At 65.0% G+C, this 15,008-nt stretch carries 16 protein-coding genes; 8 read left to right on the top strand and 8 right to left on the bottom strand.

Translation table 11 applies throughout. The features are described from left to right. Nucleotides 1–134 precede the first annotated feature (134 nt). The gene (locus AC13CR_RS05990; RefSeq protein WP_292952057.1) at nt 135–719 is read left to right on the top strand and encodes a thymidine kinase; all 585 of its coding nucleotides are present in this window, start codon (nt 135–137) and stop codon (nt 717–719) included. Here AC13CR_RS05990 and AC13CR_RS05985 read toward each other — a convergent pair. After that, on the bottom strand, nt 716–1,156 hold the full coding sequence (locus tag AC13CR_RS05985; protein ID WP_292978874.1) for a BLUF domain-containing protein: 441 nt from the start codon (nt 1,154–1,156) through the stop codon (nt 716–718). The two genes, AC13CR_RS05990 and AC13CR_RS05985, sit on opposite strands and share 4 nt — an antisense overlap. Before the next feature lie 185 nt (nt 1,157–1,341). On the opposite strand from AC13CR_RS05985, the gene AC13CR_RS05980 reads away from it, so the two are divergent. Further along, nucleotides 1,342–2,022, top strand: coding sequence for a DUF2270 domain-containing protein (locus tag AC13CR_RS05980; protein WP_414692129.1), 681 nt, complete (start codon nt 1,342–1,344; stop codon nt 2,020–2,022). 18 nt (nt 2,023–2,040) lie between these two features. On the opposite strand, the gene AC13CR_RS05975 is transcribed toward AC13CR_RS05980, so the two are convergent. Continuing rightward, complete coding sequence (locus AC13CR_RS05975) at nt 2,041–3,012, bottom strand: DMT family transporter (protein WP_292952051.1); 972 nt, start codon at nt 3,010–3,012, stop codon at nt 2,041–2,043. A 208-nt stretch (nt 3,013–3,220) separates the two neighbouring features. On the opposite strand from AC13CR_RS05975, the gene AC13CR_RS05970 reads away from it, so the two are divergent. The 6 genes from AC13CR_RS05970 to AC13CR_RS05945 are packed head-to-tail and all read left to right on the top strand — an operon-like array spanning nt 3,221 to nt 8,652. Further along, nucleotides 3,221–4,366 (top strand): D-alanyl-D-alanine carboxypeptidase family protein, encoded by a 1,146-nt coding sequence (locus AC13CR_RS05970; protein WP_446232549.1) that lies wholly within the window; start codon nt 3,221–3,223, stop codon nt 4,364–4,366. A gap of 3 nt (nt 4,367–4,369) precedes the next feature. Next, nucleotides 4,370–4,966 carry a dTMP kinase gene (gene tmk, locus AC13CR_RS05965; protein ID WP_292953869.1) on the top strand — a complete coding sequence of 199 codons (597 nt, stop codon included), beginning with the start codon at nt 4,370–4,372 and terminating at the stop codon, nt 4,964–4,966. After that, nucleotides 4,963–6,075 (top strand): DNA polymerase III subunit delta', encoded by a 1,113-nt coding sequence (locus AC13CR_RS05960; protein WP_292953866.1) that lies wholly within the window; start codon nt 4,963–4,965, stop codon nt 6,073–6,075. Before tmk ends, AC13CR_RS05960 begins: the two co-directional genes overlap by 4 nt. Nucleotides 6,076–6,077: 2 nt before the next feature. Further along, on the top strand, nt 6,078–6,896 hold the full coding sequence (locus AC13CR_RS05955; protein WP_292953863.1) for a TatD family hydrolase: 819 nt from the start codon (nt 6,078–6,080) through the stop codon (nt 6,894–6,896). Further along, a complete protein-coding gene (locus AC13CR_RS05950) occupies nt 6,893–7,711 on the top strand; it encodes an MBL fold metallo-hydrolase (protein ID WP_292953860.1) in 819 nt (272 codons plus the stop codon). The genes AC13CR_RS05955 and AC13CR_RS05950 overlap by 4 nt, the downstream gene beginning before the upstream one ends. Beyond that, nucleotides 7,708–8,652: an AEC family transporter gene (locus tag AC13CR_RS05945; RefSeq protein WP_292953857.1), complete on the top strand. Its 945-nt coding sequence runs from the start codon at nt 7,708–7,710 to the stop codon at nt 8,650–8,652. Before AC13CR_RS05950 ends, AC13CR_RS05945 begins: the two co-directional genes overlap by 4 nt. A gap of 15 nt (nt 8,653–8,667) precedes the next feature. On the opposite strand, the gene AC13CR_RS05940 is transcribed toward AC13CR_RS05945, so the two are convergent. The 6 genes from AC13CR_RS05940 to AC13CR_RS05915 all read right to left on the bottom strand — a co-directional run bounded on the left by AC13CR_RS05940 (nt 8,668) and on the right by AC13CR_RS05915 (nt 15,008). Continuing rightward, nucleotides 8,668–9,618, bottom strand: coding sequence for an ABC transporter permease (locus AC13CR_RS05940; RefSeq protein ID WP_292953854.1), 951 nt, complete (start codon nt 9,616–9,618; stop codon nt 8,668–8,670). Between the two features lie 3 nt (nt 9,619–9,621). Continuing rightward, nucleotides 9,622–10,920 carry an ABC transporter permease gene (locus AC13CR_RS05935; RefSeq protein WP_292953851.1) on the bottom strand — a complete coding sequence of 433 codons (1,299 nt, stop codon included), beginning with the start codon at nt 10,918–10,920 and terminating at the stop codon, nt 9,622–9,624. A gap of 60 nt (nt 10,921–10,980) precedes the next feature. Further along, nucleotides 10,981–12,063: an ABC transporter substrate-binding protein gene (locus tag AC13CR_RS05930; protein WP_292953848.1), complete on the bottom strand. Its 1,083-nt coding sequence runs from the start codon at nt 12,061–12,063 to the stop codon at nt 10,981–10,983. 106 nt (nt 12,064–12,169) lie between these two features. Further along, entirely contained in the window at nt 12,170–13,240 is a 1,071-nt protein-coding gene (locus AC13CR_RS05925; RefSeq protein WP_292953845.1) for an ABC transporter substrate-binding protein, read from the bottom strand. A gap of 82 nt (nt 13,241–13,322) precedes the next feature. Continuing rightward, nucleotides 13,323–14,426, bottom strand: a complete 1,104-nt coding sequence (locus AC13CR_RS05920; RefSeq protein WP_292953842.1) for an ABC transporter ATP-binding protein — start codon at nt 14,424–14,426, stop codon at nt 13,323–13,325. Between the two features lie 129 nt (nt 14,427–14,555). Then, the gene (locus tag AC13CR_RS05915) at nt 14,556–15,008 is read right to left on the bottom strand and encodes a hypothetical protein (RefSeq protein ID WP_292953839.1); all 453 of its coding nucleotides are present in this window, start codon (nt 15,006–15,008) and stop codon (nt 14,556–14,558) included.

The raw sequence follows: 15,008 nt of genomic DNA, 5'->3' as shown, positions 1-15,008 counted from the left end.
TGATCTGTGACTGCGAAAAGACAGGGCACCGCGCGACGGCGACGTTCGCCACGGCGACGCGGTTGTGCCAGAAAACGGACTTCCTGGCAATCTCCGCGGCTTGCCCGCGCACCGGCCCGGCGCTATCTGGCGCCATGGCAAAGCTGTATTTCCATTACTCGACCATGAACGCGGGCAAAAGTACACTGCTGCTGCAAGCCGCCCATAATTACCGCGAGCGCGGCATGGCGACGCTGCTGCTGACAGCGGCGCTGGACGGGCGCGAGGGACACGGCCGGATCGGCAGCCGCATCGGCATCGGCGCCGAGGCGCTGACCTTCGATGCCGCGACCGACATGGTCGGGCTGATCGAAAGCCGGGGTCGCGGTTGCGCCTGCATCTTCATCGACGAGGCACAGTTTCTGAGCCGCCATCAGGTCTGGCAACTGGCGCACGTGGCCGACGATCTGCGCATTCCGGTCATGTGCTATGGACTGCGGGTCGATTTCCGCGGCGAATTGTTTCCCGGCTCGGCCGCGCTGCTGGCTTTGGCCGACGATCTGCGCGAGGTCCGCACGATCTGCCATTGCGGGCGAAAGGCCACGATGGTGATCCGGCGCGGCGCAGACGGCGGCGCGCTGACCGAAGGCGCGCAGGTGCAGGTCGGCGGAAACGAGACCTACCTGTCCTTGTGCCGCCGTCATTGGCGCGAGGCGACGGCGCGACAGCGCCCCGCCTAGCCGGCGGGATTGGCCGGCGCGTCCTGCCGCAGCACGCTGAACGAACAATCGTTCAGGAAAGACAGAAAATCCTCGGGCCGCATCGCGCGCATCGATACGTCGTGCTGCGTCGCCCAATCGAAAAGCAGCGTGCAATCGCGATCGGTGCGTCCCATCGACCAGCCATCGAACTGCCGCTGCGCGATGGGCGAGCGCAGCAGCAGCTCGACATCGCGATGTCGGGGATCGGCAAGGATGTCTTCGTAGAGCGAATCAAGATTGTCTGCCGGGCCTTCGATCCACTGGTAATAGACATCGGCTTCGCGATGCAGCAACCCGGTGATGCCCAATCGTGCGTTGCGCAACGCCGCCTTGACCAGCATATCCCGTTCCTCGGCGCCGTTCGGCGGCACCAGAGATTCGCTGCGATAGAGGATTGCCGACAATGTACGGGGCACGAAGACCTCCTCATTCTCGTGGCACTTGACGCTTCTTAACCTGAAACGACCGGCACCATCCATATAAGTTTTGTTAAGTTTCAGCCCGTTGCCTTTGGCTGAGATGGACAAGCACGATCAGCGCCCCTGTGCGCAACCGGCTTGCCGGATTCCCGTCGGCCTGCCAAGCTGGTCGCGGGGAGAGAATGACCATGGATGGCGAACAACATTGTCGCAAGAAGCTGGATGCCGCCGAAATGGGCGTGATCGCGCATCTCTATCGCGGCGAGGTCTATCGCTCGACCATCTGGCGCACGCGGCTGGACACGACGACGAACTGGTCGGTGGTGACGCTGGGCGTCGCCCTGTCGATCACCTATTCATCGCCCCAGGCGTCGCCGCTGCCGCTGGTTCTGGTCGGCATCCTGATCATCTTCTTCCTGATGCTGGAAGCGCGGCGATATCGCTATTTCAACGTCTGGCGCGCCCGCTGCCGGTGGATGGAACTGCATTTCATGGCGCCGATCCTGAAGGAAGGCGATCTGCATCTGGAGGAACACTGGCAGGACCGGCTGGCCGAGGATTATCTGCATCCGGCCTATCACGTCAGCATGTGGACCGCGATCGGTCGGCGGATCCGGCGCAATTATGTCTGGATCCTGCTGATCCAGGCCGTGGCTTATCTGGGCAAGCTGATCGTGCATCCCGACCCGCTGGTCTCGGCCGGCCAGTTGCTGGAACGCGCCGCCATCGGACCGTTTCCGGGCTGGCTGGTCCTGGGGGTCGGGGCGTTCTACTGCATAAGCTGGTCGATCATCGCCATCCTCAGCGGCAAGCAGGACGCGGAACGCGCGCGAATGCGGCGCGACGCCCTGGGCATGGGCTGAGATCCGGCCGACCGCGCCTCAGCCCTGGGGCGTCATCGCCTTGCGTTGACGATTGCGCTCCAGCCCCAGCCTGCGCTCGCGCCAGATGATCAGGATCCCGGCCAGAATGACCACCGCCGCGCCGGTCAGCACGACGGCCGTCGGCGCCTCGGCAAAGAAGAACCAGCCGATGGCGATGGCCAGGATCATCGAGACATATTCGAAGGGCGCGATCAGCGAGGCATCGGCAAAGCGATAGGCCGAGGTCAGAAAGATTTGCCCGAACCCGCCCAGAATGCCGGTCGTGATCAGCAGCGCCAGCGTCCGGGCATCCGGCGCCACCCAGCCGAAGGGCAGCGTGGACAATCCCAGCACCGCCGAGGTGACCGAGAACCAGAAGACGATGGCCGAGGTGCGTTCTTCCTGCACCAGCCGGCGCACGAAGATCTGCGCCAGCGCGGCACAGAAGGCGCCGCCAAGCGCCACGACGGCGCCCAACTGGTTTCGGTAATCGCCCGCCCCGGACATGTTGAGTTGCGGCGACAGCACGATCAGCACGCCGGCAAGTCCCATCCCGACCATGCCCAGGCGGAACAGGCGCACGTCCTCGCCCAGAAACATCGCGGCGAAGACGACGACCAGCAGCGGCGCGGCATAGCCGATGGCGGTCGCCTCGGGAAAGGACAACAGCGACAGCGCCCAGAAATTCAGCCCCATGGCGGCGGTGCCGATGATGCCGCGATAGACATGGCCCAAGGGCCGAAAGGTGCGCAGGCCCACGCCGATCTCCTGGCGCAAGGCCAGCCAGGCCAGAATCACCGGAATGGCAAAAAACGACCGGAAGAAGACCTGCTGGCCGGGCGGCACGCCGAGGCTCTTGTCCGCGGTTGCCTTGACCAGCGCCGCCATCACCGTGAAAACCGCGACGCTGGCGCATTTCAGGACGATCCCTGCCAGCGGACGCTGGGTCGTCAGGCGTGACGAGGGCTGACGATCGGAAGGCTGGCGCATGATCGCATATCCGTGACGGGGGCCTTGTGTCGCTAGGACGCGCGGCGGTCAAGGTCAAGCGGCGGCGACGCGGGCCGCGGGCGGCGGCGGCGCGACTGCCGTTCCTCGCGGCGCCGCGTTCACTTTATCCGTCCCGCGCCATTCAGCCGCGTTGCGGCATGGCGAGGCATGATGTAACCATCTTGCGCAAACAGGCAAAGGAATCCTTATGCGTGCATTTCTGCTGCGGTTGGTCGCCCTGCTGTCTCTTTCGGCGCCGGTGCAGGCGTTCGAGACGAATGCGCAGACGGCATGGGTCTATGACGTCGCCACGGGCACCGTGCTGATGGAAAAGAATGCCGACCAGCAGATCCCGCCGGCATCGATGTCGAAGCTGATGACCATCTACATGCTGTTCGAAGCCCTGCGCGAAGGCCGGGTGCAGATGGATACGCGGCTGCCGGTCTCGACCAAGGCGCGGCAGATGCAGGGCTCGACCATGTTCCTCAATGAACAGGATCGCCCGACGGTGGACGAACTGATCAAGGGCATCATCGTGCTGTCGGGCAACGACGCTTGCGTCGTGGTGGCCGAGGGACTTTCCGGAACCGAAGCGGCCTTTGCCCGTCAGATGACCCAGAAGGGCAAGGAGATCGGATTGACCAATTCGGTCTTCACCAATTCCTCGGGCTGGCCGGACCCGGATCACCTGATGACGGCGCGCGATCTTGGCACGCTCGCGGTTCGGCTGATCCGCGATTTTCCCGAGCTCTACAAGAATTTCGCGATCAGGGAATTCGGCTTTGACGGCCGTGCGCCGGCCAACCGCTTCAACCGCAACCCGCTGCTGAGCCTTGGCATCGGTGCCGACGGGCTGAAGACCGGCCACACGCAAGAGGCCGGATACGGCCTTGTCGGTTCGGCCGTGCAGAACGGGCGCCGGGTGGTGTTCGTGATCACCGGCCTGTCCGGCGAGACCGCCCGCGCCGAAGAGGCCGAGCGGATCGTGAACTGGTCCTTCCGCCAGTTCACGATGAAGAAGCTTGTTCCCGCAGGCGAGACGGTGGTCGAGGCCCCCGTCTGGCTCGGAACCCAGGACCGGCTGGGTCTGACCACCAATGAGGGCGTGAATGTGCTGATCCCTGCGGGTGCGCAGGACAGCGTCAAGGTCGAGGCGGTCTATGATTCGCCCATTCCGGCGCCCATCGCCAAGGGCGACGAAGTGGGCCGGCTGGTCGTCACCGTGCCCGGCGCAAAGGATGCCGTGACACCGCTGATCGCCGCGCAGGACGTGCCCGCCGCCGGGTTCATGGGCCGGATGAAGGGCGCCGTGACCCGGCTGGGCAACAAGGCGGTCCAGGCCGCCGGCCTCTGAGCCATGTTCATCAGCTTCGAGGGGATCGACGGCTGCGGCAAGTCAACGCAGGCCCGGCTGCTGGCCGATGCGCTGCGCGCCGAAGGCCGCCACGTCGTGCTGACCCGCGAGCCCGGCGGCAGCCCCGGCGCCGAAGAGATCCGGCGCCTGCTGGTCGAGGGCACGGGCGAACGCTGGTCGCCCGAAACCGAATGTCTGCTGTTCACCGCCGCCCGGCGCGACCATCTGGAACGGACCATCCGCCCGGCCCTGGCCGCGGGCCGGACCGTCGTCTCGGACCGCTTCGCCGATTCCACGCGCGTCTATCAGGGCGCGGCGCGGGGCGATCTGCGTGGCATCGTGGACCGGCTGCACGCGCTGATGATCGGGACCGAGCCCGACCGGACCTTTGTCATCGATATCGACCCGCCCACCGCCGTGGCGCGGGGCCATGCGCGCGGCGGGATCGAGAACCGCTATGAAAGCCTGGGCCTTGGCTTCCAGCAGGCGCTGGCCGGGGGATTTCGGGCCTTGGCCCGCGAATATCCGGCCCGCGTCCGGATGATCGACGGCAGCGGCGCGCCCGAGGACGTGGCCGCGCGGGTCCGGGCGGCGTTGTGAAGACCGACCCCGCGGATATCCCCGAACCCGACCGCGTGCCCGGCGCGCCCCATCCGCGGATGACGGCGCGCGTGATCGGTCAGGACGAGGCCGTTCGCGATTTTGTCGAGGCATCGCGCGGCGGGCGTCTGCATCATGCCTGGCTGCTCACCGGGCCGCGCGGCATCGGCAAGGCAACGCTGGCCTGGTCCATCGCGCGCTGGCTTTTGGCGGGCACGGACAGCGACGATCTGTCCGTGCCAGGCAACGCGCCCGCCGCCCGCCGCCTTGCCGCCCTGTCCGAACCGAATCTGCAACTGGTCCGCCGCCCCTGGGACGACAAGGCCAACAGGCTGCGGGCCGAAATCACCGTCGAAGAGATCCGCAGGCTGCTGTCGTTCTTTCACCTCTCGGCGGCCGAAGGCGGGCGGCGCATCGCCATCATCGACACCGCGGACGACATGAACACCGCCGCCGCGAATGCGCTGCTGAAGGTGCTGGAGGAACCGCCCAGGGACGGGCTGATCCTGATGATCGCGCACCAGCCCGCGCGGCTTCTGCCGACGATCCGCTCACGCTGCCGAACGCTGCGCCTGAACCCGCTGAAACCTGACCTGATGACCGAGGTGCTGTCGGATCTGGGCGTCGATCAGGATGCCGTCGCGCTGGCGGCATTGTCGGGCGGTTCGGTCGGCGAGGCGTTGCGGCTGGCCGGACAGGACGGGCTGAAACGCTATCAGCAGATCGTCGACCTGTTCGCCACCCTGCCCCGGATGGACCGGATTGCGGCGGCCCAGCTGGCCGAGACAGCGGCGGGTCGGGCCAATGCCGACGGCGATCCCTTCGACCTGACGATCACGCTGCTGGACCGGTTCCTGACCCGAACCGCGCGCGCCGGGCTGATGGGCGCGCCCCTGCCGCAAGCCGCGACCGGCGAAGGCGCGCTGCTGGCGCGGCTGTCACCCGATGACCGCGCCGCCCGCGACTGGGCTGGCGCGCAGGCGCGGCTGTCGGCGCGTGCGCGCGCCGGTCGGGCGGTCAACCTTGACCCTGCCGCGCTGGTGATGGATATGCTGACGGAACTGGCGCATCTGCCGCCGGCACAATCCGCCCTGCCAGCCACAGGTTGACCATGAACCAAGCGGCCCCACCGCCGATTGTCGACAGCCATTGCCATCTGGATTTTCCCGATTTCGACGGCGAACATGACGCGCTGATCTCCCGCGCCCGGGCGGCCGGGGTGACGCGCATGGTGACAATCTGCACAAGATTGCGCCTCGAGCCTCAGGTCCGCGCGCTGGCCGAGGCGCATGATGGAGTCTTCTACGCGGCCGGCACCCACCCGATGAGCGTCGCGGACGAGCCGATGGCCACCCTCACGGATCTGCTGCGTCTGGCCGATCATCCGAAATTCGTCGGCATCGGCGAGACCGGGCTGGATTACCATTATACCGCCGAAAGCGCCGCGGCCCAGGCCGAAAGCCTGCGTGTCCATATCGAGGCCGCGCGCCGCACCGGTCTGCCACTGATCATCCATGCCCGCGACGCAGATGCAGACATGGCCCGCATCCTGACCGAGGAACATCGCGCCGGCCCCTATTCCTGCGTGATGCATTGCTTCAGCAGCGGTCCGGACCTTGCGCAGGCGGCGCTGGATCTGGGCTTTTACCTGTCCATGTCGGGCATCGCAGCCTTTCCGCGATCCTCGGATCTGCGCAAGATCTTCGCTGCCGCCCCGGTGGACCGTATCCTGGTCGAAACCGACAGCCCCTATCTGGCCCCCCCGCCCCATCGCGGACGGCGCAACGAACCCGCCTATGTCGCCAGCACCGCCGCCGTGGGGGCCGAGGTCTTCGGCATGGGCTACGCCGATTTCGCCAAGCAGACCTGCGAGAATTTCGACCGGCTGTTCCCGAAGGCGGCGGGACAGCGGGTCGGGGGCCAGCCGTGATTCGCGCCACGATCCTTGGTTGCGGCTCGTCGGGGGGCGTGCCGCGGCTGGGCGGCCGCTGGGGGGCCTGCGATCCGACGAACCCGAAGAACCGCCGCCGCCGCTGTTCGCTGCTGGTGGAAAGGAACGGGCCCCAGGGCACGACACGCGTGCTGATCGACACCGGCCCGGACATGGTGCCGCAACTGCTGGATGCCGATGTGGGCACACTGGAAGCGGTGATCTATACCCATGCCCATGCCGATCATGTCCATGGTATCGATGATATCCGTCAGCTGGTCCACAATTCCCGCCGCCGGATGCCTGTCTGGGCCGCTCAGCCGACCGCGCAGGCATTGCTCGATCGCTTTTCCTATGTCTTTCTGACGCCCGAAGGCAGCAATTATCCCCCGATCTGCGAACTGAACCGGATCGAGGGGCCGGTCACGATCGACGGCGCCGGCGGCGCCATCGTCTTCCATCCCTTCCGCGTCACCCATGGCGAGATCGACGCGCTTGGCTTTCGCATCGGTGGCCTGGTCTATCTGCCCGACGTTTCGGACATCCCCGACGCGGCCTGGCCCCTGATCGAGGGCGCCCAGATCTTTGTCTGCGATGCCCTGCGGCTGGATCCCCATCCCAGCCACGCGCATCTGGCGCGCACGCTGGAATGGCTGGCGCGCTCGGGCGTGCCGCGGGGGATCGTGACAAACATGCATATCGACCTGGATCACGACGCGGTCATGGCGATGACGCCCGATCACGTCATCCCGGCCCATGACGGCATGGTGCTTGACGTTCAAGACGAGGCCCCCGCGATCGCGGCCGCGCTGTGAGCGCGCTGTTCACCATCGTCCTGCCGGTCTTTCTGGTCATCGGCTTCGGCTATCTGGTGACATGGCGCGGCTGGTTTTCCGAAGGCGCCGTGGACGGGCTGATGCGCTTTGCCCAGAATTTCGCGGTGCCGACGCTGCTTTTCGCGTCCATGGCGCGGCTGGATATCGGCAGCAACTTCCAGCCGGTGCTGCTGCTGTCCTTCTATCTCGGCGCGTTCGCCAGCTTTCTGGCGGGGTGGGCGGGCGCGAAATATCTGTTTCGCCGCAGCCCCGCCGATTGCGTCGCGATCGGTTTTGTCTGCCTGTTCTCGAACAGTCTGCTGATGGGCGTCCCGATCACCGAGCGCGCCTTTGGCGCGGCAGCGCTGGCCGGCAATTGGGCGATCATCGCGATCCATTCGCCGCTGCTCTACACGTTCGGGATCACGGTGATGGAGTTCACGCGCGCCAGGGGAACCGGCCTTTCGGTCGGCCGTGTCGCCCTGCGTGCTCTGACCGGCGTGCTGCACACGCCGCTGGTCATTGGCATCCTGTCGGGACTGGCGATGAACGCGCTGATGCAGGCCGGGATGACGATGCCGGAGGGCTTCTGGGCGGCGGTGGACATGATTTCGCGCGCGGCCCTGCCTGCCGCCCTGTTCGGGCTGGGCGGCATCCTCTACCGATACCGGCCGGAAGGCGATATGGCCGCGATCGCCATGTGCTGCGCCTGTTCGCTTCTGCTGCATCCGGCGATCACCTACGGCTTGGGCCGGGCCGGCGGGCTGGATACGGCAGGTCTGCGTTCGGCGGTGATGACGGCGTCGATGGCACCGGGCATCAACGCCTATCTCTTCGCCAACATCTATGCCTCGGCCCGCCGCGTCGCCGCCTCGACCGTGCTGATCGGCACCGCGGCTTCGGTCCTGACGATCTGGATGTGGCTGGCGATCCTGCCCTAGGCAGCCCGCCGGGAATCAGTGCGGGGTGATGCCCCGAATTCGTTCGGACCGGCGTCGCAACAATTCGACGCTGGCCAGCAGCGCGATCGAAAACAGCACCAGGATGGTGGCCACGGCCAGGATCGCCGGGCTGATCTGTTCGCGGATTCCGTTCCACATCTGGCGCGGAATGGTCTGCTGGTCGGGACCGGCGATGAACAGCACCGCCACCACCTCGTCGAAGGAGGTGACAAAGGCAAACAGCGCCCCCGAGATGACGCCCGGCAGGATCAGCGGCATCGTCACCCGGAAGAAGGTCGTTCGGGGATTGGCGCCAAGGCTTGCCGCAGCCCGGTTCAGCGACTGATCAAAGCCCACCAGCGTCGCGGTGACGGTGATGATGACAAAGGGAATGCCCAGCGTCGCATGGGCCAGGATGACCCCCAGATAGGTGCCGGCCAGCCGCCCGCAATTGGTCGGTAACCCGATCATCCCCAGCAATTCGCAGGGGTTGGAGTAGAAGAAGAACATCCCCGTCGCGGTGATGATCAGCGGCACGATCATCGGCGAGATCAGCGTCGCCATGATCGCCCGGCGCAGCGGCATTTCGGGCCGCGACAGGCCAAGCGCGGCCAGCGTGCCCAGGCCGGTGGCGATGAGGGTGGCGAAAAAGCCGATGATGATCGAGTTCTTGGCCGCCTGCACCCATTTCGCATTGGCCCATGCGTCGGACCAGAAGGCGCTGCCGGTCGCATCGGGGTTCTGCATCCCGAAGGTCAGCAGGCTGCGATACCAGCGCAGGCTGTAGCCCTCGGGATCGAAGCTGCGCATCTTGTCGGTAAAGGTGAAATAGGGTTCGGCGTTGAAGGATAGCGGAATGATCACCACGATGGGCGCGATCAGGAAGAACAGGATCAGCCCGCACATGACCAGATAGGTATAGTGCCAGATCCGCTCCAGCGGGGTTGCATAGGTCGGGACAGCCATCGTTCACCCCAGCTTCAGATTGTCGATGCCCACCAGCCGGTCGTAAAGCCAGTAGAGAACCAGAACCGAGGCCAGAAGCAGCGCGGCAAGGGCTGCGGCCATGGACCAGTTCAGCGTATCGGTCATATGCGTCGCGATCATGTTCGAGATCAGCTGACCCGACGAGCCGCCGACCAGCGCCGGCGTGATGTAATAGCCGACCGCGAGGATGAAGACCAGCAGCGCGCCCGCCCCCAGCCCCGGCAGCGTCTGCGGAAAATAGATCCGGCGGAAGGCGGTCCAGCTTGTCGCGCCCAGGCTGCGCGCGGCCCGGACATAGGAGGGATTGATCGTTCGCATCACCGAATACAGCGGCAGAATCATGAAGGGCAGCAGGATATGCGTCATCGCGATGATCGTGCCCGTGCGGTTATAGATCATCTGCAGGCGCTGGCCGTTGTCGATCACGCCCACCCAGACCAGCAGGTCGTTGATCACGCCCTGCTGTTGCAGCAGCACCATCCACGACGTCGTGCGCACCAGCAGCGAGGTCCAGAAGGGCAGCAGGACCAGGATCATCAGCAGGTTCGATTTCCGCATCGGCAAGGTCGCCAGCAGATGCGCGACGGGAAAGCCCAGAACAAAGGTCAGGCCGGTAATCAGCAGCGACAGCCAGAAGGTGCGCATGAACAGCATGACATAGACCTGCTGGCGCTCGGGCACCTGCTCGATACTGCCGTCATCGGCCCGCGTCCGGTCCAGCGCCGCAAGATAGAAATTTCCGGTATAGGGGGTCGCGGCGTTGCGCATCGCGCTCCACAATTGCGGCGACTGCCATTGCTCGTCGATGGCCAGCAGCGTCTCCTTGTAGGGCGGCTCCAACCCGCGGCGGACCTTGCGGCCGGTCGAGGTGAACAGAGACCGGGTGCCGGGCACGTCATAATTGATCCGGGTGCCGACGACGCCGATGCTGCGCTCTTCGGCCGAGGCTTGCAGATCCGTGGCCAGTGCCGTCCAGGCGGCATCGTCGGGCGGCGTCCCGCGGGGATTGTTCGCGAACCAGGCCGAAATCTGCGGCATGTTCGCCGAAAAGCCGTCATTGTAGAACGAGCGCTGCAGCATCTGCCCGATCGGCACCACGAAGGTGATCAGGATGAAGGCCAACAGCGGCAGTACCAGCAGAAAGGCGCGGCGCTTGGCCCGGCGCTGGCTGCGTGCCAGCGCGCGCGCCAGAGGGCGGCCGTCGGCGGTGGTCAGCGTCCCGTCGGTTTCGCCCGCGGCGGTGGTGACGATGGCGGCATGTGGATCAAGAGCGTTCGCCATGAATTCCCCGAAAAATCAGGTATCGCCCCCGCCCATGCGGGCGGAGGCGGCGGGTGCGGATCAGGAGCCGGCCAGCCAGGCGTTGAACCGCTCGGTCAACTCGGCATCGTGATCGGCCCAGAATTCCGGGTCGTCCATGACCGCGGTCTTCAGGTGATCGGGATTGGTGGGCATGTGCGGCGCCATCTCGGTCTTGCCGTCCTGATACATGCCGACCAGCGCGGCCGAGGATTGCCGCGCCGGGCCATAGGCGATGTATTTCGCCTGATCGGCCAGCCGCTGGGTGTCGGTGGCGAATTTCAGATATTCCATCGCCGCCTCGGGATGGGGCGCCTCTTTCGGGATGACGAACATGTCCATGTCCATGTACTGGCCGTCCCAGATGATCTCGAAGGGCTTGCCCTCGCCGACCATCGCGTCGAAGAAGCGGCCGTTATAGCCGGTGGTCATGGATACTTCGCCATCGGCCAGCAGTTGCACCGGCTGGGCGCCGGCTTCCCACCAGACGACATCATTCTTGATCGTGTCGAGCTTGGCAAAGGCCTGGTCGACGCCTTCCTGCGTGCCCAGCTTGTCATAGACCTGATCCGGCGCCACGCCATCGGCGATCAGCGCCAGATACAGCGTACGCTTGGGATTCTTGGGCAGACCGCGCTTGCCGGGAAACTTCTCGGTGTCGAAGAAATCGGCGGCCGTCTTGGGCGCGTCGCCTTGGTACTTGGTCTTGTCAAAGGCGATGACGGTGCCCCAGAAGATGTTGGCGACGGCGCAATCCTGCAAGGCACCGTCGATGAAATCCTGGGATGCCGGGGTGCCATCGGGCGCGGCGGGCAGGTTGGCCGGGTCGATTTCCACCAGCGCGCCCTCGTCGCACAGGCGGATCGCGTCAGAAACCTCGATATCGAAGACATCGCCGGTGACGTTGTTGGCCTCGACCTGGGCCTTCAGCGGCGTGGCGGGGTTGTCGGCGGCGATCATGTTGACCTTGATGCCGGTCTTTTCGTTGAACGGCTTGTTATAGGCCTCAACCTGCGACATCTCGTAGGCGCCGCCCCAGGACACCACGTTGACCTCGCCCTCGTCCGCAAGGGCCGCATGGCCCAGACCGACCATTGCTGTGGTCAGGATCAGAACTTTCTTCATCTTGCACTCCCTGTCGTGAACTTCCGGCATTTCCAAGCCGTTGTCGTTCAATCTTCAAGTCTTGCGCAAACGCCGGGACCATCCCGGCGCCCGCGCCCGAGACGGCCTAGCCGGCAAGCCAGCTGTTGAACCGTTCGTTCAGTTCCGCGTCATGATCGACCCAGAAATCCAGGTCCGAACCAAGCGCGTCGGTCATGTTCGCCTCGGTCGTCGGAAGATTGGGACCCATCGGTTGATCGGTCCCCTCAATATTTCCGACCAGCGCGGCGGCCGATTTGCGCGGCGGACCATAGCTGATGAATTCCGCTGCCCGCGCCTGCGGTTCAGGCGAGGTCGAGAAGGTGATGAATTTCATCGCCTCGTCCTTGTTGGGCGCGCCTTTCGGCATCACCCAGCCCTCCATTTCATAGATCTGGCCGTCCCAGATGATCCTGAACGGCTTGCCCTCGCCCTGCGCGGCGTTGAAGATGCGGCCGTTGAAGGCATAGGCCATCGTCACCTCGCCATCGGCCAGCAGTTGCGGCGGCTGGGCGCCGGCCTCCCACCAGATGACATCGGACTTGATCTCTGCCAGCTTGGCGAAAGCCTGATCGACCCCCTCTTGCGTGGACAGGACATCATAGACCTGATCGGCCGGGACGCCATCGGCCATCAGCGCCAGTTCCAGATTGAACTTGGCACCCTTGCGCATGGCGCGCTTGCCGGGAAATTTTTCCAGATCGAAGAAATCGGCCGGGCTGGCGGGCTTGGCGTCCGGGAACTTGGACTCGTCATAGGCCAACACCATCGAATAGACATCGGTCGCCACGAAGCAATCGGTGATCGCGCCGTCGATGAAATCCTCTTCGGCGGGGGTGCCGTCGGGCGCGGGCGCCAGCATCGAGGGGTCGATGATTTCCAGAAGTCCCTCGTCGCACAGGCGCACGGCATCGGCATATTCGACCGAGGCCACGTCGGTCGTCACATTGCCCGCATCAACCATCGCCTTGATCGGCGTGGCCGGATTGTCGGTATCGGACATCCGCACCTTGATGCCGGTCTTTTCCTCGAACGGCTGGACATAGGCCTGAAGATGGCTGTTACCATAGGCGCCGCCCCAGGACAGCAGGTTCACGTCGGCAAGGGCGGGTCCGGTCACAAGCGCGATGGCGGTGGTCAGGGCCAGAGTCGTCTTCATCGAAATCTCCGCTATTGGTCAGGAAGGACGCGGCACTTCGGCCGCCGGTCTTGGCCCGCAGGGGCCGAGTCGTCATGCCGGATCATACCGGGTCCAGCGCCCGGGCATCCTGGGGATGCCAGCCGATACGAATCTTCTGTCCCGGCTGCAGCCGGGTCTGCCCGGCCGTGTTGCGGAACTTCATCACGAAATTATCGCTGTCGGCCACCCGCAACCGCGTCCGCAGGATGTCGCCCATATAGATCACCTCGGCCACGTCGGCCTCGACGGTATGCGCGCCCTCGGGCATCAACTCGGATTTGAACTCGACCCGTTCGGGCCGGATCGAGACGGTGGTCCGCTGGCCCGATTCGCGGATATTGACGGCGGTCGCGTCGATCAGGTCGCCGCTGTCCAGCCGAACCAGCGCCTTGTCGCCATCCAGTTTTTCGATCGTGCCGGGCAAGGCATTGTTTTCGCCGATGAAGCCGGCGACAAAGCTGTTCTCGGGCCGTTCGTACAATTCGCTGGGTGTGGCAAGTTGCTGGATACGGCCGTCGTTGAAGACCGCGATCCGGTCCGACATGGTCAGCGCCTCGCCCTGATCATGGGTGACGTAGACGACGGTGATTCCAAGTTCTTCATGCAGGTGCTTGATCTCGAACTGCATGTGTTCGCGCAATTGCTTGTCGAGAGCGCCCAGCGGTTCGTCCATCAGGACCAGTTCCGGGTCGAAGACCAGCGCACGGGCCAGCGCGATCCGCTGCTGCTGCCCGCCCGAAAGCTGCGCCGGGCGGCGATTGGCAAAGGACCCCATCTGCACCATGTCCAGCGCGCGCCTGATGCGCGTGTCGCGTTCGGCCTTGTCCATGCCGCGCACTTCCAGCGGGAAGGAAAGGTTCTCGCCGACCGTCATGTGCGGGAACAGCGCATAGTTCTGAAACACCATGCCGATGCCGCGCTTGTGCGGCGGCACCTGGTTGATCGGGCGGCCCGCCAGCCGGATTTCGCCATGGGTCGCGGTTTCGAATCCGGCCAGCATCATCAGACAGGTGGTCTTGCCCGATCCCGACGGACCCAGCATGGTCAGAAACTCGCCCCGGCCGATCGAGAGATTGAGGTCTTTGACGACAAGCGTTTGCCCGTCATAACTTTTCTGCACGTGTTCGAAAGCGACGAATGCGTCGCCCGCACGATTGTCCAGCAATGGGCGCTCTCCCTGCGTTATCTTGTTCGTTCAGCGCGAGACCGAGGTTAAGCGTTGCCGCGCGGCGCTGGCAACACCAATTCCGACATTTCGGATGTCGCGGACGGCACCGCCGAAAATGCCCATGGATCATTCGCCTTGATCGCCGCGCCCTCCTGCCCGAAGCGCCGTGATCGGCGACAGCCAGGCAAGCAACAGGATCAGGATTGCGAATGTCGCATAGATGGATCCCTGGAAGATCCAACTGTCCTGGGGGACCGGGATCACGTTCGCAAGATTTCCCGGGCGAAACAGAAGAAGCAGGCCGACAAACAGCAGCGGCGTGGTCACGAGCGGAACGAGGCCAAGCGCCAGCGTGACATCGTAGGAATGCAACCCTCCGAAGGCCAGGACGCAGATGATCGTCAGCGCCAGCAGATTGTCGCTGTTGCGGAAGAAGAACAGAACGCTCGCCGCGACGAGCAACAGCGCGCCGATCTGGGGTTTCAGCATGGTAAGGACCAGTCCGACGGTAAACAGGACGCCGCCATTGCGCCTTCCGGCGACGATCAGCGCGATGCCGTCAGGATCAGAACGCCGCAA

The organism is Paracoccus sp. L-17 (genome assembly GCF_056857655.1).
The sequence above is the reverse complement of the archived record's forward strand: the minus strand, read 5'-3'. Positions and strand labels throughout refer to the sequence as shown.